The organism is Urbifossiella limnaea, from assembly GCF_007747215.1.
Taxonomy (GTDB): domain Bacteria; phylum Planctomycetota; class Planctomycetia; order Gemmatales; family Gemmataceae; genus Urbifossiella; species Urbifossiella limnaea.
This window is the reverse complement of sequence record NZ_CP036273.1, coordinates 792,481-816,247: the sequence shown is the minus strand read 5'-3', so window position 1 is coordinate 816,247 and position 23,767 is coordinate 792,481. Positions and strand designations below refer to the sequence as shown.

The 23,767-nt window shown below is 72.6% G+C and carries 20 protein-coding genes; 3 read left to right on the top strand and 17 right to left on the bottom strand.

The features are described from left to right. Nucleotides 1–16: 16 nt before the first annotated feature. The 10 genes from ETAA1_RS03500 to ETAA1_RS03455 form a co-directional block, all read right to left on the bottom strand. On the bottom strand, nt 17–2,113 hold the full coding sequence (locus tag ETAA1_RS03500; RefSeq protein ID WP_145234348.1) for a S9 family peptidase: 2,097 nt from the start codon (nt 2,111–2,113) through the stop codon (nt 17–19). A 47-nt stretch (nt 2,114–2,160) separates the two neighbouring features. After that, complete coding sequence (locus ETAA1_RS03495) at nt 2,161–3,597, bottom strand: ATP-binding cassette domain-containing protein (RefSeq protein ID WP_145234346.1); 1,437 nt, start codon at nt 3,595–3,597, stop codon at nt 2,161–2,163. Continuing rightward, nucleotides 3,594–4,508 (bottom strand): hydroxymethylbilane synthase, encoded by a 915-nt coding sequence (gene hemC / locus ETAA1_RS03490; RefSeq protein WP_145234344.1) that lies wholly within the window; start codon nt 4,506–4,508, stop codon nt 3,594–3,596. Before hemC ends, ETAA1_RS03495 begins: the two co-directional genes overlap by 4 nt. Next, nucleotides 4,505–4,984, bottom strand: a complete 480-nt coding sequence (locus ETAA1_RS03485; protein ID WP_145234342.1) for an HIT family protein — start codon at nt 4,982–4,984, stop codon at nt 4,505–4,507. Before ETAA1_RS03485 ends, hemC begins: the two co-directional genes overlap by 4 nt. Before the next feature lie 157 nt (nt 4,985–5,141). Beyond that, a complete protein-coding gene (locus ETAA1_RS03480; RefSeq protein ID WP_145234340.1) occupies nt 5,142–5,735 on the bottom strand; it encodes a hypothetical protein in 594 nt (197 codons plus the stop codon). An 88-nt stretch (nt 5,736–5,823) separates the two neighbouring features. Next, complete coding sequence (locus ETAA1_RS03475; RefSeq protein WP_202920634.1) at nt 5,824–6,978, bottom strand: ABC transporter permease; 1,155 nt, start codon at nt 6,976–6,978, stop codon at nt 5,824–5,826. Further along, a complete protein-coding gene (locus ETAA1_RS03470) occupies nt 6,975–7,904 on the bottom strand; it encodes an ABC transporter ATP-binding protein (RefSeq protein WP_202920633.1) in 930 nt (309 codons plus the stop codon). The genes ETAA1_RS03475 and ETAA1_RS03470 overlap by 4 nt, the downstream gene beginning before the upstream one ends. 303 nt (nt 7,905–8,207) lie before the next feature. Next, nucleotides 8,208–9,128, bottom strand: coding sequence for a WD40 repeat domain-containing protein (locus tag ETAA1_RS03465; protein ID WP_145234334.1), 921 nt, complete (start codon nt 9,126–9,128; stop codon nt 8,208–8,210). A 268-nt stretch (nt 9,129–9,396) separates the two neighbouring features. After that, nucleotides 9,397–10,566 (bottom strand): hypothetical protein, encoded by a 1,170-nt coding sequence (locus ETAA1_RS03460; protein WP_145234332.1) that lies wholly within the window; start codon nt 10,564–10,566, stop codon nt 9,397–9,399. 72 nt (nt 10,567–10,638) lie between these two features. Further along, entirely contained in the window at nt 10,639–11,904 is a 1,266-nt protein-coding gene (locus ETAA1_RS03455; RefSeq protein WP_145234330.1) for a methionine adenosyltransferase, read from the bottom strand. Nucleotides 11,905–12,190: 286 nt separating this feature from the next. On the opposite strand from ETAA1_RS03455, the gene ETAA1_RS03450 reads away from it, so the two are divergent. Continuing rightward, nucleotides 12,191–14,422, top strand: a complete 2,232-nt coding sequence (locus ETAA1_RS03450) for a DUF4139 domain-containing protein (protein ID WP_145234328.1) — start codon at nt 12,191–12,193, stop codon at nt 14,420–14,422. A 63-nt stretch (nt 14,423–14,485) separates the two neighbouring features. On the opposite strand, the gene ETAA1_RS03445 is transcribed toward ETAA1_RS03450, so the two are convergent. Next, nucleotides 14,486–17,110: a sigma-70 family RNA polymerase sigma factor gene (locus tag ETAA1_RS03445; RefSeq protein WP_145234327.1), complete on the bottom strand. Its 2,625-nt coding sequence runs from the start codon at nt 17,108–17,110 to the stop codon at nt 14,486–14,488. A gap of 156 nt (nt 17,111–17,266) precedes the next feature. Here ETAA1_RS03445 and ETAA1_RS03440 point away from each other — a divergent pair, with 156 nt between their 5' ends. Continuing rightward, the gene (locus ETAA1_RS03440; RefSeq protein WP_145234325.1) at nt 17,267–18,376 is read left to right on the top strand and encodes a Gfo/Idh/MocA family protein; all 1,110 of its coding nucleotides are present in this window, start codon (nt 17,267–17,269) and stop codon (nt 18,374–18,376) included. Between the two features lie 72 nt (nt 18,377–18,448). Continuing rightward, nucleotides 18,449–19,219: an HpcH/HpaI aldolase family protein gene (locus tag ETAA1_RS03435; protein WP_145234323.1), complete on the top strand. Its 771-nt coding sequence runs from the start codon at nt 18,449–18,451 to the stop codon at nt 19,217–19,219. A gap of 1 nt (nt 19,220) precedes the next feature. On the opposite strand, the gene ETAA1_RS03430 is transcribed toward ETAA1_RS03435, so the two are convergent. The 6 genes from ETAA1_RS03430 to ETAA1_RS03405 form a co-directional block, all read right to left on the bottom strand. After that, nucleotides 19,221–20,093: a DUF1559 domain-containing protein gene (locus ETAA1_RS03430; RefSeq protein WP_145244558.1), complete on the bottom strand. Its 873-nt coding sequence runs from the start codon at nt 20,091–20,093 to the stop codon at nt 19,221–19,223. Between the two features lie 114 nt (nt 20,094–20,207). Then, nucleotides 20,208–21,266, bottom strand: a complete 1,059-nt coding sequence (locus ETAA1_RS03425; RefSeq protein ID WP_145234321.1) for an MBL fold metallo-hydrolase — start codon at nt 21,264–21,266, stop codon at nt 20,208–20,210. A gap of 72 nt (nt 21,267–21,338) precedes the next feature. After that, nucleotides 21,339–21,695 carry a hypothetical protein gene (locus ETAA1_RS03420; protein ID WP_145234319.1) on the bottom strand — a complete coding sequence of 119 codons (357 nt, stop codon included), beginning with the start codon at nt 21,693–21,695 and terminating at the stop codon, nt 21,339–21,341. 9 nt (nt 21,696–21,704) lie between these two features. After that, nucleotides 21,705–22,037 carry a YciI-like protein gene (locus tag ETAA1_RS03415; protein WP_145234317.1) on the bottom strand — a complete coding sequence of 111 codons (333 nt, stop codon included), beginning with the start codon at nt 22,035–22,037 and terminating at the stop codon, nt 21,705–21,707. Between the two features lie 18 nt (nt 22,038–22,055). Next, nucleotides 22,056–22,628, bottom strand: coding sequence for an RNA 2',3'-cyclic phosphodiesterase (gene thpR / locus ETAA1_RS03410; protein ID WP_145234315.1), 573 nt, complete (start codon nt 22,626–22,628; stop codon nt 22,056–22,058). Nucleotides 22,629–22,776: 148 nt separating this feature from the next. Further along, nucleotides 22,777–23,766 carry an adenosine kinase gene (locus ETAA1_RS03405; protein WP_145234313.1) on the bottom strand — a complete coding sequence of 330 codons (990 nt, stop codon included), beginning with the start codon at nt 23,764–23,766 and terminating at the stop codon, nt 22,777–22,779. Between the last annotated feature and the right edge of the window lies 1 nt (nt 23,767).

Genomic DNA, 23,767 nt, shown 5'->3' with positions numbered 1-23,767 from the left:
GAGCGGCAACGTCACTTCAGCGCCCGCCCGGCGGGGCGTAGCGCGCCAGCCAGCCGAACACCTCGCGGTGCCAGTACGCGCCGTTCTTCGGCTTCAGCACCCAGTGCCCCTCGTCGGGGAAGTTCACGAACCGCGACGGCACGCCCTGCCGCTGCAACGCGCTGAACAGCTCGTGCCCCTGCCCGATCGGGCAGCGGAAGTCGAGGTCGTTGTGGACCACCAGCATCGGCGTCTTGTTCTTCGCCAGCTCGCCGGCCCTGATGTGCGGGCTGAACTCGCGGTACTTCCCCGGCACCTGCCACGGCAGCCCGCCGTGCTCGTGCTCGTCGAACCACAGCTCGTCCGTCGTCCCCCACATGCTCTCGAAGTTCCACACGGAGCAGTGCGTGACGAGGCACTTGAACCGCTTGCTGATGTCGTTCACCGCGAACCAGTTCATCATGTACCCGCCGAAGCTCGCGCCGGCCGACGCCATCCGCTCCTTGTCGGCCCACGGCTGCTTCTCGACGTAGTCGAGCCCGGCGACGAGGTCGCGGTAGCACTTGCCGCCCCAGTCGCCGCTGATCTCGTCCACGAACTTCTGGCCGAACCCGGTGCTGCCGCGCGGGTTCGGCAGGACCACGACGTACCCCTGCGCCGCCCACAGCGACGGGTTCCAGCGGAAGCTCCAGCTGTCCTCCCACGCCCCCTGCGGCCCGCCGTGGACGAGGTACGCCACCGGCCACTTCTTCGCGGCGTCGAAGCCCGGCGGCTTGAGCACCCACATCTGCATCTTGCCGCCCTCGATCGGCACCTCCACCGATTCCGGGCGCGGCCGGTCGAGCTTGGCGAGCAGGTCGTCGTTCGCCTTGCTGACGTTGACCATCGGCCCACGCGCCGGCCAGGCCATCACCTCCGGCGGGGCGTCCATCGACGCCCGGGTCCCGGTCACCACACCGCCGCCGGCGCTGAGTGAGGCAAACCCGCCCGGCGCCCCGAGCCGCTCGACTTGGTCGCCCTCCAGTAAGAACAGCCCGGTGGACCCGCGGACGTCGGCGGTGAACATCGCACGCGACTCGCCCACGAAGGCGAACTCGTTGACCGACACGTCGCCCGCATCGCCGAGTCGCACGACCGGGCTCGCTAGCGTGCCGTCCGGGTTGGCAGAGGCAACGGCGATCTCCCACCGGTCGGCCTCCGACCCCGGCTTCTTCTGCGCCCGCCACGCCAGTTTCTTGCCGTCCGGGCTGAACTTCGGGCCGCCGTCCGCGGCCGGGTTGGGCGTCAGCGTCTCCCACTCGGTCTTCGTGTTCGTGATCCCGACGCGGCACAGGTCGTAGTTCGTGCTCCACGCCTCGTCCTTCGCCGGCACCGCGGTGAAGACCAGGTGCTTCCCGTCGGGCGTGAACGTGAAGTCGTCGCCGCTGCTGAACGTGCTGCTGGTCGGGTTGGCGTCGCGGTCGCCGGGCGTCACGTCGCGCGGGGCGGCGACGGTTCCCGGGCGGGCGCCGGGGGCGTCGATCACGAACAGGTGCTGCCGCTTGTCGCCGACGTACTCGTCCCAGTGGCGGTAGAAGAGTTTGGTGAACACCTTGGCCTTCACCGGGTTCTTCTCCGCCGCCTCGTCCTTCGCCTTGTTCTTCGCGTCGCTCTCGCCGAACGGCAGCGTGCTGAACTCCGGGAACACGCTCGACACGAACGCCACGTGCGTGCCGTCCGGCGACCAGATGCCCGTCGCGGCGCCGGTGCTGATGCTCGTGACCTGCTTCGGCTCGCCGCCGGCCGCGGGGACGGTCCACAGCTGCGAGCTGCCGGAGCGCGTGGACTCGAACAGGATGGTCTTGCCGTCCGGGCTCCAGCGCGGGGCGGCGTCGCGCTTCCCCTTCGGGTCGGTCAGCTGCTTCGGCGGCGTCTTGCCGTCCGTCGTGGCGACCCAGAGCGCCGTCGTGCTCTTGTTCGCCTCCAGGCTGACGGTGCCGACCTGGTACGCGACGTGTTTGCCGTCGGGGCTGATCTGCGGGGCGGCGACGCGCTTGAACGCGTACAGGTCTTCGACCGTCATCGGCCGCTTGTTCTGGGCGGCCGCGGGGCCGGCGGCGAGCAGCAGCACGGCCGCGACGTGGAAGGCACGCATGAGGCGCTCCGGGTGGCGGAGAGGGGTTCGGACAGGATACGCGGCCGTCACTCCGCCGTCGCCCGCCCGTTGTCCAGGCGTAGCGTGCGCGTCACGGTGCGCGGCAGCTCCGGCGGGTGGTGGCTCACGAACAGCAGTGTCTGGTCCGGGCTCAGGTTCGCGTCCAGCCAGTCGCGGCAGCGCGCCACCGTGTCCGCGTCGAAGCTCTGGAACGGCTCGTCGAGGATGACGAGCCGCGGCCGCTTGACGAGCGCCCGGGCCAGCAGCACCAGCTTCTGCTCGCCGGTGGACAGCTGCCGGAACGGCCGCGCCGCCAGCGCGCCGAGCCCGAAGTCGGCGAACAGGCCGGCCACCATCGCGTCCTGTTCGGGCGTGGTGGCGTGGTCGGTGACGCCGTCGAAGAAGCCGGTGGCGGCGGCGCGCGCGGCGGTGAGCGGGCCGGTGAAGTACAGGTGGAACTCGGGCGACGTGAGGCCGACGGGGCGCTTCACGTCCCAGATCCGCTCGCCGGTGCCACGGCGGCGGCCGAACAGCCGCACGTCGTTGGAGAACGCCTGCGGGTGGTCCCCGCACAGGAGGCTGAGGAGGGTCGTCTTGCCGCTGCCGTTCGGCCCCATCACCGCCCACCGCTCGCCGGCGCGGACGGTCCACGTCACGTCGTCGAGGAGGACGCGGCCGCCGTGGCGGACGGTCACGTCGCGGAGCTCGATGATGGGACTGAGGGACTGAGGGACTGAGGGACTGAGGGACTGAGGGACTGACGCGGGCGCGATGTCTTTCTGTCCCTGTGTCCCTGCGTCCCTGCGTCCCAAAGTCAGCTTGTTGGAAACCCACCCCGGCACCGCGTCCGCGGCGCAGACCAGCACCAGCCGCAGCCCCTCGCCCACCAGCCGGCCGAGGAACGCCGCCACGTCCGCGCGCCCGGCGGCGTCGAGGCCGAGGAACGGGTCGTCGAGCACCAGTAGTTCCGGGTGCCCCAGCAGCGCGCGGGCGATGCGCGCCCGCCGCGTCTGGCCGTTCGACAGCGTGATGAACGGCTGCCCCAGCCGGTCCGCGAGGCCGAGCCGGGCGGCGACGGCGGCGACCTCGTCGGCCGGCGCGGGGCTGCCGCTGCGGAGGAATGTGCCGAGCGACAGCGGCTCGTCGGCGTCGGCGAACTCGAACCGCTGCTGGTAGTAGTGACCCGCGTAGCTGAACAGCCGGCTGTTCTCCTGGAACGGCACGTGCCGGGCCACGTCCGAGACGTACTTCACGTCGCGGCCGGCGGCGCGGAGGCGGTCGAGGAGCGGCCACGTCAGGTCGCCGGCGCGGAGGTGGATGCGGCCGAGGAGGGCGTCGGCGAGGGTGGACTTGCCGCAGCCGACGGGGCCGGTGACGGCCCACGTCTCGCCCTCGCGGACGGTCCACGAGAAGTCGGTGAGGACGGCGGCGCCGCCGGGCCGGGCGACGGTCGCGCGGTCGAGCGCGAAGACGGGTTCGGTCACGCCAGCAGCTCCGCGGCGCCCTCGGCGAGCAGCATCGCGGCCAGCTCTTGGCCCGTCGCCAGCGGCGCGTCGGCCGGGCCGACGTGCGTCGCTGACACCTTCCGCCGCCCGTCCGGCGACAGCACCATGCCGCGGATCGTGAGCGTCCCGCCGTCGATCTTCGACGTGGTGCCGATCGGCACGAGGCAGCCGCCGCCTAGCGCCGCGAGCATCGCGCGCTCGGCCGTCACCCGCGCGAACGTGTCTGCGTCGGTCAGCGCCAGCACGGCGTCGATGGTGTCGGCGTCGTCGCTGCGGCACTCCAGGCCGATGGCGCCCTGCCCCACGGCCGGCAGCATCCACGTCGCGTCCAGCACCTCGGTGATGCGGTCGGCCAGGCCGAGCCGCACCAGCCCGGCCTCGGCCAGGATGATGGCGTCGAGGTCGTTCTCCTCCAGCTTCCGCAGCCGCGTCTCGACGTTGCCGCGCAGGTCGATCAGCGTCAGGTCGGGCCGCCGGTTCGCCAGCATCGCCCGGCGCCGCAGGCTGCTCGTGCCAACGACGCCGCCCTGTGGAAGCGCGTCGAAGCGGCGGTGCTTCAGCGACACGAAGGCGTCGCCGGTCGGCCCGCGCGGCGGCACCGCGACGAGTTCCAGGCCGGGCTCGGGGATCGTGGGTAGGTCCTTCAGGCTGTGGACGGCGGCGTCGGCGCGGTTGTCGCGGAGGGCCGTCTGGATGGCCTTCGTGAACACGCCGAACCCGCCCATCGCGGCCAGCGGCGTGGCGCGGTCGCGGTCGCCGTGCGTCTCGATGAGCACCAGCTCGACCGGCCGCGGCGCGGCGACGGGGCGGAGGCGGTCGGCGATGAAGTGCGCCTGCCACAGGGCGAGCGGGCTGCCGCGGGTGCCGAGTCGAAGCGGGGTGTCGTTCATGCCGACGCTGTGTTCCGGGCGCGGAGGTGGTTCTGTAGCCGGGCGACGGCCTCGGAACGGGGGACGGGGCCGACTTCGAGCCGGGCCTTCGCCGCGGGGTCGCGGTCGGCGGCGTCCAGCGCGAACCACACGGCCCGCAGCCGGTCGGGGTCGTCGGCGGTGCGCGGGAACAGGTGCCAGTGCAGGTGCGGCACCTGGTTGCCGAGCAGCTCGTAGTTCAGCTTGTGCGGGCGGAAGCACGACTCGATCGCCTCCGCGAGCGTCGCCATCTCGTCGAGGAAGGCGGCGCGGCGCGGGCCGAGCTGGCTGAGTTCCGAAGCGTGGTCGCGGCTCACGAGGACGCAGTAGCCGGGGTAGCTCTGCCACGGGCCGAGCACGGCGACGGAGTTCGGGAAGCGCCACACCACGTCCGCGGCCGGCCACCCGTCGGGGGCGGCGAGCTTGGCGCAGAACGGGCAGTCGGACGCGGCGGCCATGGGGAAAGGATAAGGAGCCGAAGCAGGATTAACCACAGAGTCACAGAGAGAAGACAGAGAGCGGAGGAAAGACAGAATTTGAATTCAAATCCTGCTCGGCCTCGGCCTTCTGTCTTCCCTCTGTGCTCTCTGTGACTCTGTGGCTAATCTCCGTTCTTCACTTCACGGCCTCGGCGCGGAGCTGCTGAACGGTCCGCATCACGCCGTCGAGGGTGGCCTGGTCGGGGGCGCCGTTCACCTTGCCGCGCGGGCGGCCGGCGGCGTCGATGACGACGAGGTTCGGCTCGCCGGCGGTCAGGCCGAAGTGCGTCTTCATGGCGTCGGTGAAGTCGAGCCACACCGGCACATCGGGGGCGCCGCGGGCGATCTGCGTGCGGATGACGCCGCGGATCGGGCCGGGCACCTTGCCGCAACACGCCACGGGGATCACCTTCACGTCGGGCGCCGCCTTCCCGGGTGCGAGGCCGTCCAGGCCGACCACCGGCGCCGCCTTCGCCTTCGCCGCCGGCTGCCCCTTCGCGGTCGGGTGCCAGCACACATGCAGTTGCTCGCCGAGCGCCTTGCAGGCGTCGGTGCCGCGGCGGTCGCCGTAGACGAGGATCACGACCGACCCGCGGTACGCGGCGGGGTCGGCCTTGCGGTCGAACTGGTCCTCGAGCGCCAGGTCGGGCAGCGCTGCCGGCGGCTGCGCGACGCCGACGCCGGCGAGAACGACTAGTGCGGCGGCGGTGAGACCGGTCGTGCGCGTCATGGATGGTTCCTTGATGTGAGTGGGTTCTGCGTATTTGCCGCTTGCGGCGTAGCGGCGCGTGCGCCGCTACGCCGCAAGCGGCAATGGATCAAGCCCCGAGCCCGGCGGCGCGGCGGCGCTCGTCGGCGGTCAGGCGCCACGCCGCCAGCGCCAGGAACGCCGACGCGAACGCGGTCACGGCGGCCACGTACGGCAGCGCCTCGGCCAGCCCGCGGCCCTGCCACGTCACGCGGTCGAGGCCGCGCATCGCCCACGTCGTCGGCAGCGCCAGGGCGGCGTCGCGCACCCACTCCGGCAGCAGGAACGCCGGCACCCACAGGCCGCCCAGCATGCTCACGCCGAGGATCACCAGGATGCTCACGCTCCGCGCCCGCGCTTCCGTGCCGCCGACGGCCGCGACCAACAGGCCCGTCGCCGCGGCGAGCCCGCACCCGGCCAGCGCCAACAGCGCGAACCCGAGCCACGACCCCGCCGCCGTCACGCCGAACGCCACCCGGCCGACGCCGAACGTGACGCCGATCATCAGCAGCGCGATCCCCGCGGTGGCGAGCGCCTTGCCGGCGAGCACCGCGGCCAGCGACACCGGCGCGGCGCGGACGCGGACCCACGCCCCGCGGCGCCGCTCGCGCAGGAACAGCAGGCCGCTCTCCATGCCCCAGAACAGCAGGTATTGCAGCGTCATCCCGCAGAAGCTGTGGGTGTACGAGTCGAACCCGCCGGCCGCCCCGGCCACGCTCGTGGCTTCGGCGCGGAACGGCGGCGCCAGCGCGGCCGTGTCGCCGAAGCGGTCGCGGGCCAGCTTCCGCATCACGGTTTCCGTCAGCACGCCCTCGGCCCACTGGCGCTCGGCCGCGGTCGTGGGGTGGTGCAGCAGTTCGACCACCGGCCGCTCCCCGGCCCACGCCGCGGCACGCTCGAAGCCGGACGGCAGCACGATCGCCACGCCGGGCCGGCGGTCGGCGACCGCGGCCTCGGCGGCGGCGCGGGTCATCTCCACGGCGGCGAATCGTGGCGACGCCAGCAGCTCGTCGGCGACCGCACGCGCGAACGCGCTGTGGTCCTCGACCACGACGGCGACGGGGAGTTGGGGGGCGCCGCGGTCGGCGGTGGGGCGCGCGAAGACGAGGCCGAACGCGGACGCGAGGACGACGGGAACGACGAACGCGAGCGCGGCGGCCCGCCGGTCGGCCCAGAACAGGCGCCAGTCTTTCCCGGCCACGGCGAGGATGTGCTTCGCGCTCACCGCACCACCTTCTCGCTGCTCGCGGCCCGGGCCCCCGCCCCCCCCGGGCTGCGGTAGCCGTCCAGGTCCAGGCCTTCGGCCAGCACGCGGGCCAGCGCCCGGCCGAGGTTCTCGGGGGTGTCGGCCGACAGCCGCAGGCGGTTGCCGGTCACCTCCAGTTCGGCGAGGGGGGCCAGCTCGCGGCGGAGGCCCTTCTCCAGGAAGCGCGGCACCGGCATCCGTAGGCGGGCGTACAGCACCTCGCGGCCGCGCGGCCGCAGCACGTCGCCGGGCCGGCCGCACGCCACCAGCCGGCCGGCGCCCAGCACCGCGACGCGGTCGGCGGCCAGTTCGGTCTCGTCGGTGTGGTGCGTGGTGAACAGGATGGCGTGGCCGTCGTCGCGGAGGCGCGTCAGGCCGGCGAGGAAGGCGTCGCGGCTGGCGGGGTCGAGGGCCGCGGTCGGCTCGTCGAGCAACAGGATCGGCGGGTCGTGGAGCAGCGCGGCGGCGAGGTTGACGCGCTGCCGCAGGCCGCCGGACAGCGTGCCGACGCGGTCGTGGGCACGCTCCGACAGGCCGACGCGCGACAGGCCGCGGGCGACGCGGCGGCGCAGCTCGCGGCCGCCGAGGCCGTACAGGCGGCCGAAGAAGGCGAGGTTCTGCGCCGCGGTCAGTTCGTCGTAGGTGGCGCCGTCCTGCGGCACCAGCCCGACCTTCGCGGCGTAGCCGTGCGGGTCGGCGGCGCGGTCGATGCCGCACGCGGTGACGGTGCCGCTCGCGGGGGTCATCACGCCGGCGGCGAGGGCGAGTGTCGTGCTCTTGCCGGAGCCGTTGGGGCCGATGAGGGCCACGACTTCACCCGCCGCCACGTCCAGCGTCAGGCCGGCGACGGCAACGCGGTCGCCGTAGCGGGCGCGGACGGCCTGGAGGCGCAGGGCCGCGGTCATGCGGGCTCCGGGGAAGGATCGGGGGCGGGGGTATACCCGCGGCGCGGGGGGCGGGCAAGACCGTCCCCCGCGGCGGGCTTCACCCGCGCGCTCCGGGCGTTGCGCGCGATCTGGCCACATGACGGGGACGTTCGCGGGCTCGATCGCCGGTACGGGCGAGGTGGCGAGCGGGGTGACGGCGTGGGCGAAAGGCGGGGGCGAAACGTCGCCGTAAAGTGTCACCGGAACAGGAATTGACGCGACGCATCAGCGACAGACGATTCTGCCGCGACCCGGCGGGGGCCCTGCGGCAGAATCATTTCGTCAGTCCAGGTCGACGTCCCAGACGACGAGTTCGCCGCGCTCGTTGCCGGCGGCGGCGAGCGTGCCGTCGGGCGACACGGCCACCGTCCGCAGCGGGCCGACGCCCCAGTCGAAGCGGACGCGACAGCCCCACCCGGCGGCGTCAAACACGTGGACGGTGCCGTCGGAGCGGGCAGCGAACAGGTGGCGGCTGAGCGGGTCGAAGGCGCCGGCATAAAACGGATTGCGGGAGGCGTCGCGGACCAGCGCGGGGTCGCCGCGGTCGCCGGCCGCCCACACCACGACCGTCATGCCGTGGAGGCCGACGACGTGCCGCCCGTCCGGTGCCACGACCAGCGGGCCGGTCACCTTCCACGGGTACGGGGCGCTGGAGAGCACCCGCCCGCTCGCGGCCGACCGTAGCTCCAGAACGAAGTGCTTGTCCACCCACTTGGGGCCGGTCGTGGGGCGGGTGAGGACGGCGAGCTGGTCGCCGGCCGGCGAGACGGTGAGCTGCTCGACGTTCAGGTGGCGGGTGGTGACCTCCCAGTCGCGCTCCCAGCCGGCGGGGGTGGCGCGCCAGCCGACGAGGGCGTGCTGCGGGAAGGTGTGTTGCGTGTAGACGCGGTCGCCGGCGGGGCCGGGTAGGAGGCGGAAGATCTGGCCGGGGCCGGACAGTCGCACCCGGGACAGGCGGCGGGCGTCGCGGTCGTAGACGTTCCAGCCGTCGTAGTCGAGCCAGCCGACGCCGCGGCCGTCCGGGGTGAAGTAGACGCCCTCGGCCCGGTCGGACGCGCGCGGGCTGATGCACACGGGCGGGCCGGCGGCGTCGAGGTTCCAGAGGAACACGCCCTGCCCGCGGACGTAGGCGGCGAGTGCGCGGGCGTCGGGGCTGAACTGCAGCCCGAGCACCCAGCCGGCTCCCGTCCGCAGCACCCGCATGGACTTGTCTCCGGCCCGGAACGTTCACGCCATACTAGTGTCGGGCCGGCCAAGATTCAGGAAATCTTCCCGCGAAGCCCCGCCCGCCGCCCGGCGGGGGCGTCGAGCGGGGCGGATGTGCCGTGCGCACGGGCGCCGTCACACCCCGCGGGCGGTGGTGGAGGTCGGCGGGGGTCGGAGGCATGGCCGCTCATACCGGGAGGCTTTGAATGGGTTTCCCCTGCCGGGACCACGAACGCCGCCGAAACCGTCGAATGGCGTGCCTCCGTCACGGCACCAGCCGGGCGGCGTACTGCTGCCACAGGAAGGCCACCAGCGGCGGGGCCACCGTCGCCAGCGCCTTCAGGAAGAACCCCACGCCCAGCGGCCACACCGGCAGCGACGCCCACTGCGCCCGCAGCCGGTCCGCCGTGTCGAGCGCCCGGCCGAGCTCCGCGTCCGCCAGCTCCGCCACTCCGCCCCGCTCCACCAGCGGCGCCGCCCGGCCGTTGATCCGGTCGAACGCCACCGCCAGCAGGCCGAGCATCTGCACCTTCTTCCGGGCCAGGGCGCGGTGCAGCAGGTACACCGGCCCGACCGCGCTCGCCGCGGCGCACAGCGCGTACAGGCCCAGGCCGACGTAGTTCCCCAGGTGCAGCGGCCGGTGCCAGATCACCAGCCGCAGCATCGGCGCCAGGAAGAACAGGCCCGCCACCAGCACCAGCGAGCTGACCCACGCCGACGCCGACTTCAGCCGGGCCAGGCCGCCGAAGCCGTCCGCCGCGTACGGCGCAATGCGGAGCCAGCCGCGCCCGCTCATCGTCCGCGTGATCCGCACCAGCGCCGACAACTGCGCCCACACCTCCGTCGCCCACACGGGCACCGCGTAGCCCCACACGAACAGCACCCACAGCCGGGCCGCGGCGTAGCTCACCGGGAACCGCACCGAGTCCCACTTCGGGGACCGGTGGTAGAAGGTGTCGGGGAAGAAGTTGGTGACGGCGTTGTACGCGAACAGCGCCAGGCCGATCGCCGTGAAGACGAGGCGCGGCCGCGTGAGTTGCTCGCGGCTGAAGGCGCCGCGGGCGACCGCCAGCAGTTCGGCGTGAGCTCCGGGCGGGGCCGTCGGCTCCAGCAGATCCGGGAGGCGGTTGAGGAAGCCGCGGAGCGGCACGCGGCTGTAGTGGAGGAGGAGGAAGCAGCCGGGGAGGAGGGCGTACCAGCCGAGGGCGGTGGTGTCCTCGACGAGGCTCGTCCCGCCGGGCACCTGGTCGGGGGTGAGGGCCTTCTCCCACGCGGCGAGGGCAACGAAGAAGCCGAGCTGCACCCCGGCCCAGAGGAGGCAGACGACGGGGACGGTCAGCGTCCGCCCCGCCGGCCCGTACAGGAAGCGTAGTAGGTAGGAGCGGCCGTGGAGGTCGGACGCGGTGATGTCCGCGTGGGGCGTCACGTCGGGCACGGGTGCGCTCGGGAAGATGTGACGCCGGTTGCGGCGTAGCGAGCGCTCGCTACGCCGCAACCGGCGAAGACACTACACCCCCGCGGCCTTGCGGAGGGCGTCGGCCTTGTCGGTCTTCTCCCACGTGAACTGCGGCAACTCGCGGCCGAAGTGCCCGTGCCGCGCCGTCTCGCGGTAGATCGGCCGGCGCAGGTCCAGCGTGCCGATGATCCCCTTCGGCGTCAGCTCGAAGTGCTGGCGGATCAGGTCCACCAGCTTCGCCTCCGCCACCTTCCCCGTGCCCCGCGTGTTCACCCAGATGTTCAGCGGGTCGGGGTAGCCGATGGCGTAGCTCAGCTGCACCTCGCACTCCCGCGCCAGCTTCGCCGCCACGATGTTCTTGGCGATGTACCGGCAGATGTACGCGGCGCTGCGGTCCACCTTCGTCGGGTCCTTGCCGCTGAACGCCCCGCCGCCGTGCCGGCCGCGGCCGCCGTACGTGTCCACGATGATCTTGCGGCCGGTCAGCCCGCTGTCGCCGTGCGGGCCCCCGCACAGGAAGCAGCCCGTCGGGTTCACGTGGACGGCGATGTCGTCGGCGCCGAGCTTCAGCCCCTTGGCGCCGGGCACCACCATCACCAGCTTCCCCTTCACCAGGTCGGCGCGGTCGGCCATCAGCACCGGCTTGACGATCTGGTCGATGACCTGCTGGCGGGCGTCGTCGGTGAAGTAGTCGCCGCCGTCCTTGGTGGTCATCACCTCGCGGGTGTGCTGGGTGCTGAGCACGACGGTGTGGATGCGGGCCGGGGTGCCGTCGGCATTGTACTCGACCGTGACCTGGCTCTTGGCGTCGGGCCGCAGCCACTTCAGCTTGCCGCTCTTGCGCAGCTCGGCGTGGTGCGCCACCAGCTTGTGCGACAGGTCGATCGGCAGCGGCATCAGGGTGGCGGTTTCGTCGCAGGCGAAGCCGAACATCATCCCCTGGTCGCCGGCACCGCCGGTGTCCACGCCCTGGCTGATGTGCGGGCTCTGGGCGTGGACGCGGCAGTCCACCTGGCAGTTGTCGGCGGTGAAGCCGATCTCGTCGCGCTCGGCCTGGTCCTTGGCGACGTAGCCGATCTCGGTGATGACCTCGCGGACGAGGGCGTCCACGGCCTGGCGGGTGAGGTTCGCCTTCGTCGTGATCTCGCCGGCGACGACGGCCAGGTCGGTGGTGACAAGCGTCTCGCAGGCGACGCGGCTCATCGGGTCGGACTTCAGGCAGAAGTCGAGAACCGCGTCGGAAATCTGGTCGGACACCTTATCCGGGTGCCCCATCGAGACGGATTCGCTGGTGAACAGGTAGCGGTCGGCGGACACGAGGAATCCTCTCCGGGGGTGGGCCTTCCTGCGCGGGGAAGGGAGTGACGGGTGTTATACCCACGGGGGCGGGGGCGGGGAAGAGAGGGATGAGGGAGGAGGGATGAGGGATGAAACGAAGACAAGGATGCCGCCCGCCGTCTTCATCCCTCATCCCTCCTCCCTCATCCCTCATCCCTTCTCGAAGCGTAACGCCCCGGTAACGACGCCCGCGTGGGGGCTTACGCCGCCGCGCAATCGGGGTATGATCGTCTCTGTTGCCCCGTTCCTCCCCCGAGGGTCTGCCATGTTGCGACGGAAGCTGCTGTGGAGCGTGCCGCTGGCCGGGGCCATCGGCTCCGGCGTCGTCGCCGACCGCTGGCTCGCCGCCGAGGCGCTCGCGGACGGGAAGCAAGACCTGAAGCCCGCCGTCACGCTGCCGATCAGCCGCGTCGTCATGTTCAACAGCGGCGTCAGCTACCTGAGCCGCAGCGGCGAGGTGGACGGCGACGCCCGCGTCGACCTGACGTTCCAGGAAGCGGACATCAACGACCTGATCAAGTCGATGGTCCTGGAAGACTTCGGCGGCGGCCGCGTCGCCGCGGTGAGCTACGACAGCCGCGAGCCGATCGCCCGCACGCTGGCCAGCTTCTCGATCAACCTGAACGGCGAGACCACGTTCGCCGGCATCCTGCACCAGGCCCGCGGCGAGCGGATCGAAGTCACGACCACGCCGACGGCCCAGAATCAGCCCGGCAAGTTGACCGGTTCCATCGTCGGCATCGAGCCGCAGGTGGTGGCCGGCGGGCCGAACCAGCCGGCGGTGCCGGTCGCGGTACTGAACATGTGGTGCGCCGAGGGGATGCGGGCGGTGAAGCTCACCGAGGTGCAGCAGCTGCGGTTCCTGAACCCGGTTATCGAGTCGGAGTTCCGCCGAGCGCTGGAGGTGCTGGCGCTGAACCACGACGCCGCGAAGAAGGCCGTGAGCCTGCACTTCGCCGGCGACGGCAAGCGGCGCGTGCAGGTCGGGTACGTGGTGGAAGCGCCGGTGTGGAAGACCAGCTACCGGCTCATGCTGGACGCGGAAGGGAAGGGGGCGAAGCCGTACCTGCAGGGCTGGGCGGTGGTGGAGAACCCGACGGACGAGGATTGGAGCGGCGTGCGGATGGCGCTCATCAGCGGCCGCCCGATCTCGTTCAAGATGGACCTGTACAACCCGCTGTACGTGCCGCGGCCGACGGTCGAGCCGGAGCTGTTCGCGTCGCTGCGGCCGCCGACCTACGACGGCGGGTTCGGCAAGGCGCGGGACGTGAACGGCGTCGCCCTCAACCTCGCGGACGCGGACCGGGCCGAGGCCGGTGCGGCGGCCCCCGGGCGGGCCGGGGCGGCGAAGGGCGCCGGGCGGCCCGGCGGCGGGCCGGCCGGGTTCGGCGCCGCGCCCCAACCGAAGATGGACGCCGCCTTCCGCCAGTCGGTGCGGGCCAACGACGGCCAGGCCGGAGAAGCCCGCCAGCTCGAGCGCGATCTCGTGAGCCAGCTCGGCCGCACCGCCGTCGGCAGCGCCGCCACCGCGGGCAAGCTCGGCGACTTCTTCCAGTACGCCATCGACCACCCCGTCTCGCTCGCGCGGCAGAAGAGCGCCCTGCTGCCAATCGTCGGCAAGGAAGTGGAAGGCACCCGCGTCAGCATCTACAACCCGGCTGTGCAGCCGAAGCACCCGCTCCTCGGGTTGCGGTTCAAGAACACCTCCGGCGTCCACCTGTCGCAAGGCCCGATCACCGTTTTCGAGGGGAGCACCTACGCTGGCGACACGCGCATCCTGGACGTGCAGCCGGGCGAGGAGCGGCTCGTGTCCTACGCCATCGACCTGGGCACCGAAGTCGACCCGCAGAACGGCCCCGGCACGAGCCGCATCACGAACGTGCGGGCGGTCAAGGGGATCGTCACCACCACGACGAAGATTCGGGAGGAGAAGAAGTACCGGATCGCCAACCGCAGCCAGACCGACCGCACGCTCGTCATCGAGCACCCGAACCGGACGAACCAGCAGGTGAAGCTGGTGGAGACGGCCGCGCCGGTGGAGGACACCAAGGAGGTGTACCGGTTCCAGGTGGCGGTGAAGGCCGGCGAGGAGAAGACGTTCCCGGTGACCGAGGAGCGCGACGTGTCCACGCAGGTGGCGCTGTCGAACAACCCGGACCAGCAGATACGCTTCTTCCTGAGCCTGAACGAGGCGACGCCGGCGCTGAAGCAGAAGCTGGCCGAGGCAATGAAGCTGAAGGCCGCGTGGGACGGCCAGCTGCGCGACCTGACGCAGGTGAAGGCCGACCTGGCGCGGGTGGGGACCGACCAGGACCGCATCCGCAAGAACCTGGCGGCGACGCCGCGGGAGGCGGAGGTGTACCAGACGTACCTGACGCGGCTGGCGACGCAGGAGCGCGAGATCGACGGCCTGACGGCCCGCGAGAAGACGCTGATGGCGAGCGAGTTCCAGTCGCGCAAGACGTTCGAGGACTTCCTGGCGAACCTGACGGATTGATCGGTTCTGCCGCCGCTTGCGGATTAGCGAGGCATACCCCGCTACGCCGCCAGCGGCGGTCTTTCAGTTCACCGCCCATAGTGTCACCGGCACGTCGCTCGTCGCCACCGCGAGCGTCCGGCCGTCCGGGGCGAAGGCCAGCCCCGTTACCGGTCCGGCGTGCCGCAGCACCGCCCGAGCCGCCCCGTCCGCCGACCACACCCGCACCTCAGCGCCCGACACCGCGGCCAGCCGCGACCCGTCCGGGCTCAGCGCCACCGGCCCGAACCCCGTCACCCGGGCCAGTTCCTTTCGGCCGGCCGCGTCCCACAGTACCACCCGGCCGCCGCCCGCCACCGCCACCCGCGACCCGTCCGCCGACGCCGCCGCATGGGTCGCCGGCGCGTCGAGCGCGAACTGTGCCGTCTTCTTGCCCGTGGTCAGGCTCCACACCCGCACGCCGTCGGCCGCGGCCGTCACCAACACCTGTGCGTCGCGTGAGACGGCCTGGGCCGTCGGCGGCGCCGCGTGCCCGGCCAGCATCAGCCGCTCGTCGCCGGTGGCCGCGTCCCACACCCGCAGCGAGCCGTCGGGGGCCGCGCCGAGCAGGTGGCCGTCGGGCGTGTAGTCGAGCCACGCCACCCGGTACTTCACGCCCGCCAGGAAAACTGTCGGGCGGTTCATCATCGCGTCGCTCAGCACGAGGCGGACGCCGCCGTGCGGGTCGTTCCGGTCGCGGAGCCAGCTCGATTCCGTCTGCTCGGCAATGACCCGGCCGTCCGGCGACAGCGGGACGCGCTTCCACCCCATGCTCGTCAGCCGCGACTGCTTGCCGCTCGCCACGTCCCACGCGAACCAGTCGCCGGCCCAGCCGCGGAGCGTCTTGCCGTCCGGCGTGAACGACAGCAGTTCCGGCGCCCCCGCGGGCTCCGGCGACGCCGTCGTCGGCTTCCCCGCGTTCTCCGTCACGCCGTAGATCACGACCGCGCCGCCGGCGGTGCCGAACGCCACGCGGTCGTCGCCGTGGTAGTGCGGGGCGGTGTGGAGCGCGACGCACGTCCCCTGCACCATGCCGTCGAAGAACGTGCCGAGCACGCCGCACGTGTTCGGCAGCCGGCCGTCGTCGGGGTCGATGGTGGACGCGTGGACGCCGACGGCGGCGCGGAACAGGAGCTTGCCGTCGCGGGAGAAGCGGAGGCCGCCGTCGCCGCGGGCGCCGGTGCCCCACTTCCAGTCGCCGGTGGCGCGGTCCCAGGCCGTGACGCCCGTCTTGCCGAACGCCGCGACCACGGTGCGGGCGGACGGCGACATCGCGACCGCGGTCACCGGGGTGATCGGGCCGTAGATGGTCTTCGGGCTCCCGCCGGTGGCGGCGTCCAGCGTCGTCACCGCGCCGCCGCGTGTGCCGACGAGCAGGAGCTGGTTGTCGCGCGAGAAGGCAACGGCCGTGGGGGTGTCGCCGCGCGGCAGCTCGAAGGCCCACCGCGACTCGCCGGTGGCGGCGTCGGCGACCGCGACGGTGCGGTCGCCCGGCGTGTGGACGGCGAGCAGCTTACCGTCGTCGCTGAACTGCGCGTCGAACGGGCCGCCGCCGGCGGCCGGGAGCGGCACCTTCTTCGTGACCGCGCCGGTGGCCGGGTGGATGTGCCACACCTCGCCGCCCTTGCCGGGGGCGTTGAGGGCGACGGCCCGTAGTTCCTTCCCGTCGGCGGTGTAGCGGACGCGCTGGATGGTGCCGCCGGGGTGCGTCACGGCGAACACGGCCGCGCCGCTGTCGGCGGTCCACACGCGGACGGCGTCGGGGCCGACGGACGCGAGGCGGGCGCCGTCCGGGGCGAAGGCCACGTCGGCGACGGGGCCGGCGTGCCGCATCCCGGGTGCGCCGAACCGCGCCACCACCTTCGCCGCCGCCGGCGGATCGACAGTCGGCGCCGGAGCGGCGGGCGGCGGGGGCGCTGGCGGCGGCTCGGACGCGGACAGGCCGAAGCCGACAGCACTGGCCGCGAGCACGAGCCCGGCCGCGACCACAAGCCGGAGGTTCCCCGGCCCGCCGGCCGCCCGCGCCGCCAGCGCCCGCACGGTCGCCGAGGGCGGCCGTAGCAGCGCGGCGCGGACGGTTGCCGGCAGCACGGCGACCGCCGGCGCCACGCCGCCGGCCGCGAGGCGGGCGCGGAGCCGCTGGCGGGCGCGCGTCAGCCGCGACTCGACGGTGCCGACCGGGCAGCCGAGCGCGGCCGCGGCGTCGGCGTTCGACCGGCCTTCGAGCTCGCAGAGCACGAACGCCGTGCGCAGCTTCTCCGGCAGGGCGTTGACCGCGGCGTCGATGGCGGCGGCGTCCTCCCGGCCGGCCGCGACGCGCTCCGGGCCGGGGTGCGGGTCGGGGAGGGCGGCCGGGAGTTCACGTCGGCCGCGACCGGCGGCGCGGAGGTCGATCGCGGCACGGACGGCGACGCGGTGCAGCCACGGGCCGACGGCGCGGACGCGGCCGGCGTGCCGCGCCAGCGCCGCGAAGGCGGCCTGCGAGGCGTCCTCGGCCGCGGCCGTGTCGGCGCCGAGGACGCGGCGGCACGCGGCCCACACCATCGCGCCGTGCCGCCACACCAGCAGCTCGAACGCGGCCGGGTCGGCGGCGCGGGCGTAGCGGAGCAGCAACTCGGCGTCGGGGACGGCGGCGTCGGCGGCGAACTGCCGGGCCAGCGCGGGGAGCATCGGTCGGCCTCCGGAGGTCCGACAGTAAGACGGCCGGCGGGCGGAAACCCTCCGCGGATTCCGCAGGGCGTATCGTACCGCAGCCGCCGCGCTTTTTCCTTGCCCCGCCGCCCCGCGCGCGGCACAGTCAGGGCTCCCCCCGCCGGAGGCTCTCCCGTGCCCCGCACGTTTCGCGTCGGCGTCATCGGCCACACCGGCCGCGGCGACTACGGCCACGCCGTCGACGTCGCCTGCCGCCGCGCCCCGAACGTCGAGATCGTCGCCGTCGCCGACCCCGTCGAGGCCGGCCGCCGGCAGGCGCAGCAGCGCACCGGCGCCCGCAACGCCTACGCCGCGTACCGCGACATGCTGGCGAAGGAGAAGCTCGACATCGTGGCGATCTGCCCGCGCCACATCGACCAGCACCACGACATGCTCCTCGCCGCGGCCGAGGCCGGGTGCCACGTCTACATGGAGAAGCCGTTCTGCCGCACGCCCGCCGAGGCCGACGCCGTCGTCCGGGCGTTCGAGATGCGCCACCTCAAGCTCGGCATCGCCCACATCAGCCAGTACTCGCCCGTGCTCGCCGCCGTGAAGGCCGCCGTCGCCGACGGCGCCATCGGCGACCTGCTGGAGATCCGCGGCCGCGGCAAGGAGGACGCCCGCGGCGGCGGCGAAGACCTGTGGGTGCTCGGGTCGCACGTCTTCGGCCTGATGCGCAGTATCGCCGGCGGGAACGCCGCCAGCTGCTACGCCACCGTGACGCAGGGCGGCGAGCCGGTGGCGAAGCGGCACGTCCGCGACGGCGCCGAGGGGATCGGCCCGCTGGCCGGCGATCACGTGCAGGCGCAGTACAGCTTCCCGCGCGGCGTCACCGGCTACTTCGCCAGCCGCAAGGGCATGGCCGGTCAGCCGACGCGGTTCGCGGTGCAGGTGTTCGGCTCGAAGGGCGTCATCGAGTTGGAGAGCGGCTACGGCGTGAAGGCGGACCTGCTGCGCGACAGCAGCTGGTCGCCGGGCCGCAGCAAGAAGACGTGGGAGGTCATCACCTCGGCGGGGATCGGCCGGCCGGAACCGCGTACCGACGGTAACTACGAGGGCGGCCACGTCGCGGCGATAACCGACCTGCTCGACGCGATCGAGAAGGACCGCGACACGAAGTGCGGCTGCCGCGACGCGGCGGCGATCATCGAGATGATTGCGGCGGCGTTCGAGTCGCACCGGCTCGGCCGCCCCGCCGAACTGCCACTGCGGAGCCGGGCCAACCCGCTGACGCTGCTGACGTGATTCTTCCGCCGCTTGCGGCGTAGCGACGTGGACGCCGCTACGCCGCAAGCGGCGGAAACACAGGAGCCCCCGATGAGCGGCAAGGCGCTGAAGGACAAACTCACCCGCGGCGAGCGGGTGTTCGGCACCTTCTTCCAGCACGCCGTCTGCCCGGCCGTCGTGGACTTCCTCCCGCCGGGGGCGCTCGACTTCGTCGTCGTTACCGCTGAGCACAACGCCCTCGACGTTGCCGACTTCCTGCCGGTGAAGTACGCCCTGAACTCGAAGGGCATCGCCTGCCTCGCCCGCACCCACAGCCGCGACCCGGACGACGTGTCGAAGGTGTGCGACTCGTTCGACGGCGTCGTGGTGCCTTATGTTGAGGAAGTGGCGCACGCGAAGGCGCTCGCGGCCGCGGCCGTGTACCGGCCGCTGAAGGGCCGCGCGCTGAAGCGCGTCCTCGACCGCGACGAGTGGCCGAGCGAGGCGACGAAGCAGTACGTCACGACCGTGCGCTGCGCCGACACGGTGTTCATCCCGATGATCGAGTCGCCGGCCGGAATCGAGAACCTGGACGCGATCTGCTCCATCCCCGGCGTGCACGCCGTGTTCGTGGGGCCGAACGACCTGACCACGGCGATGGGCATCCCCAACCAGTACGACCACCCGGAGCTGGTGGCGCTGCTGAAGAAGGTGATCGACACCGCCGACCGCCGGCACGTCGCGGCCGGGTGCTGGTTCGGGCGGACGGACCAGATGCTGCGGACGATCCGCCAGGGGGCGCGGCTGGTGGTGTACTCGAACGATAGCAGCATGATGCGCGACGCGATGGCGGCCGCGTTCGCGGACCTGCGGCGGGGCTGACTCACTCCACCGCCGCCACCTCGCCCCCCGCCCGCGTCGCCAGGTCCGCCGGCACGCGCGGCTCGACCGTGTCGCGGACGAAGCGGGCCGAGCCGTCGCCGAGCAGCACGCCGACGCCGCCGGGGTGCGGGCTACACGCCGCCCACTTGTCCGGCCCGTTCAGCCGGAACGGCCCCTCGTCCACGGCCCAGAACGCGCCGCTGATCCACAGGCCGTAGCCGTCCTTCCGCGTCGCCCCGGCCCACACGCCGCCCCAGCGCGGCTCGGTCAAACACACCTCGGTGACGAACAGCGTGCCGGAAAGGCCGTCGGCCACGTCGGCGACGCGCACCTTGCTGTTGCGGAACAGCACGCCGGTGGGGTCGGCCAGGTCGGTGATCATGAGCCCCTTCGGGCCCGGCGCCGTCTTCGGCCGGCCCCAGCCGACGCCGCGGTAGTTCGCGGTGGCGTGGCCGTCGTAGTTCGCGTTCGTCGCCGGCCCCGGGTCCGACGGGCAGCGGTAGACCGGTAGCGCCGTTAGCGTGTCCGGCGTCGGCGCGGGCGTGTCGGAGCCGCCGCCGGGGAGCGTGTTGTGCGGGTCGAGGCGGGCGTGCAGCGCGGGCTGCTCGACGAACGGCAGGAGGAACACGGCCCAGCCCCAGCCCGGCCCCGGTGCGCTGTCGGGCCGGGTGTCGCGGTAGCCGGGCGGGAAGCGGCCGTGCGCCGACTCGTAGCCGTGCAGGCCGAGGCCGATCTGCTTCAGGTTGTTCTGACACTTCAGCCGCGCCGCCGCCTCGCGCACCTTCTGCACGGCGGGGAGCAACAGGCCGATCAACACCGCGACGATGGCGATGACGACGAGCAGCTCGATGAGCGTGAACGCGCGCCGGGACATGGCCGACCTCGGGGCGGGCGCCGGTGTGCACACAACACGGGCCCGGGGAGTGCGTTGGCGCGGCCCGCGGCTTGAGCCCCCGGAGGGACGAAGGCCGCGGGCCGAAATCGGTCCTCAGTCCCCCCGCGTCACCGCCACCGGCCGCGTCTCGAGCGGGCTCGGCACCCAGCCCAGCCGCTCGTGTTCGACCTTCCCCTGGAGTTCGTTGTACACGTGCTTCACGCTGTCCTTGTTCATCTGCGGGCCGGCCACGTCCACGCCGGTCCACTCCTTGTACCACGGGAAGTGCAGCCCCGCGGTGATGTCCTCCAGGCTCTTCTTCGCGTCGATGCCGGCCTGCACGCCCGCCCGCAGCTCCGTGAAGTAGCGCACCTCCGTCTTCAACAGGTCCTTCCGCGCCAGCTTGCCGTGGCCGGGGCAGATCACGTCCACGTCGAGCTTGTGCATCTCGTTCAGGCAGCGGATCCAGCTCGCCGAGTTGCTGTGGCCCATGAAGTTGTACGCCCCGTTCACGCACGCATCGCCGGTGCACAGGATCTTGTGCTTCGGCAGGTACGCCACCGCGTCGCCGATCGTGTGGCAGTGGCCGAAGTGGAGGAACTCCACCCGCTGGGTGCCGTCGTCGAGCACGTACCGGTCGTCGAACGGGATGTCCACCTGCTTCAGCGTCGTCGTCTTGAGGTCGTCGCGGGCGTCCTTCCCGGTGGCCTTGCTCGCCTCCTCCCACTGCTTCGGGCCGTTCACCGCCAGCAGCCGGGCCGCGTTCTTGTGCGCCACGATCTTCGCCCCCTCCTTCGCCCACACGCTGTTCCCGTAGGCGTGGTCGCCGTGGTGGTGCGTGTCCAGCACGTAGCGGATCGGCTTGTCCGTCGTCTTCTTGATCGCCGCCACCACGTCGGCCGCCTCCTTCGGGAAGTTGGCGTCGATCACCACCACGTAGTCCTTGAACACGACCCACGTGTGGTTCGACCCGCCGAACGGGATTTTCGGGTCGGCGGCGCTGATGGACGACAGCCGGAAGAAGACGCCGGGGGCGATCTCCTTCACGTCGTTGAACTGCATCTCGGGGATGGGGAGCGGCCCCTGCGCGGCGGGGGCGGGGCGGTCGCCGTGTAAGTACAGCACGGCGGCGAGGATCGCCGGGACGAGGGCCAGCGGCAGGACGCGCTTCATGTCGGCTTCCGGGAGGGAACGAAGTGTTAAAGCGTACCCCGCCGCGGGGCCGGCGGGCAAGCGCGAACCCCGTCACTCGACGGGGGCGTCCCAGTCGCCGCCGCCGCCCACGGGGTCGTCCAGGTCGGTGCCGCAGTACGGGCAGAAGCGCACCCTCGGGTCCGTCCGCCACACGCCCTTCTGCGTCAGCAGCGCCCCCAGGTTGCCGCGGCACCACGGGCAGCGGAACAGGAACTTCTGGCCGGCAACGACCGTGGCCACGAACACCACCACGCCAGGCACCACCACGGCCGAGACCGCCGGCGTGTCCAGCCCCGCCCCGACCAGCAGCGGCAGCCCCACCAGGCCGCCCACGAGCAGCACGATCCCGACGGCGACGCCGCCGAAGACCCAGCGCTTCCGCCGGTTCAGGTACTCGCGTCCGGTCATGGCCTCAACCTACCGGCCGTCCGCCGGCCCCGCAACGACCAGATCGGGGGGCAGGGTCACGGCCGCGCCGTCGCCGACGACGGTGGCCCAGGCGCGGACGCGCCACGCGGTGACGAGGCCGTTGCGGACGTAGGGGTCGGCGCGGGCGAAGGCCTCGGCGGCGGCCGGCGAGTCGCCGCGAAAGAGGAGCACGGCCCCATCGGCGGGGTCGGCGAGGGCGCCACCGAGGACGAGTTCGCCGCGGGCGTGCGCCGCCCGCGCCAGGGCCAGGTGCTCGGCCCGCAGCGGGGCGCGGCGCTCCACGTAGTCCGCGACCACGTCGTAGAAGAGGAGGTAGTGCACAGCCGCCTCCCGTGCGGGTCAGCCGGTCAGTTCGGCCCGGCCGAGGACGGCGTACTCGGGGCCGCCGCGGCGCAGCTCGCTGCTGTACACGCACACCTCATCCACCGTGGTGCGGCCGCCGTCCCACGCCAGCAGCTTCGGCAGCTCCGACGCGAGCGTGAACCCGTCGGCCTCGCCCTTCACGCGGCCCAGCGTCAGGTGCGGGGTGTAGTCGCGCTCCTCCTTGACGTACAGGCCCAAATCCAGGAGCTTCGCCTCGATCGCGGTGTAGAGGCGGCGGAGCGGCTCGGCCCCGTCGGTGACGCCGCCCCACAGCACCTTCGGCCGGCGGGTCGTCGGGAAGGCGCCGACGCCCGACACGCGCAGGGGGAACGGCGGCTCGGTCGCGGCCGCGGCCTTGACGGCGCGGCACACCGGCAGGATGTCGCGGTCGTCGAGTTCCCCGAGGAACAGCAGCGTGACGTGCATGCCGTCCTCGGCGGCCCACTTCACGCCGGCGCCGGTGCGGGCGAGTTGCTGTTGCAGCGCGACCGCCTTGCGGCGCACCTCGGCCCCGACCCCGACGCCGATGAAGGAGCGGACGCGACCCATGAGCGGGGTTCCAGAAGAAAGACGATGGCCACAAAAAGGCACGAAAAGACACAAAAAGAAGAACTAAGACCAGGACCAAGACCTTATTCTTGATTTGTGTCTTACTTTTTGTGTCTTTTCGTGCCTTTTTGTGGCCAATCTCGGAGTCCTACTTTAGCCCCTCGGCCCAGCCGTCCTTCGCCCCGTGGTGGAGGCGGGCGCCGATCTGCGTGATCACCTTCATCGCCAGCAGGTTCGCCGCCCGCGCCGCCTTCTCGGGCGCGACGCCGTGCGTGACGCCGTACAGGAACGCCCCCGCGAACATGTCGCCGGCGCCGGTCAGGTCCTTCGGCTCGCACGGGAACGCCGGCACGTGGTGCTCCGCGCCGCCGAACCGCACGAACGCGCCGTTCGGGCCGTCCGTCACGACGCAGTTCGGCACCAGTCCCTTTAGTGCCGCGAAGGCGTCGGCCGCGGTCGCGGCGCCGGTCACGGCCGTCGCCTCGACCGCGTTGCAGAACAGCAGGTCGGACTGGGCCAGCGCCTCGCGGAAGGCGTCGCCGAAGGCGTGCGGCACGAACGCCTCCGAGCACGTCAGCGCGACCTTCACGCGGTTCGCCTTGGCGGCCTTCAGCGCCTCGCGGATGGCGTGCTGGCCGGTGCTCGGGTTGGCGAACACGTAGCCTTCCACGAACAGCCACTCGCTCGCCGCGATCCGCTCGGCGGGGACGTGCCGCGCCGCCAGGTGGCTGGACACGGCCAGGCTCGTCCGCATCGTCCGCTCGGCGTCCGGGGTGATGATGCTGACGCACGTCCCGGTCGTCTCGCCGACCAGCGGGTCGTTCACGAAGTCGATGCCGAGCTGCTCGAACTCCTCGACGTAGTGGAGCCCGTACCGGTCGTCGCCGACGCAGCCGATGAAGGCGCCGCGGCCGCCGAGCTGGCTGCACGCGATGACGGAGTTGGCGACGCTGCCGCCGCTGACGAGCCGCGGCTCGTGGTCGCGGAACGCGCTCAGGAGCTGCTTCTGCTCGCCGGGCTCGACGAGGCGCATCGTCCCCTTCTCGAACGCGAGCGGGCCGAACTCCTCGGCGGTGAGTTCCAGCAGGATGTCGACCAGGGAGTTCCCCAGGCCGCACACGTCGAATTCCTTGGGCATC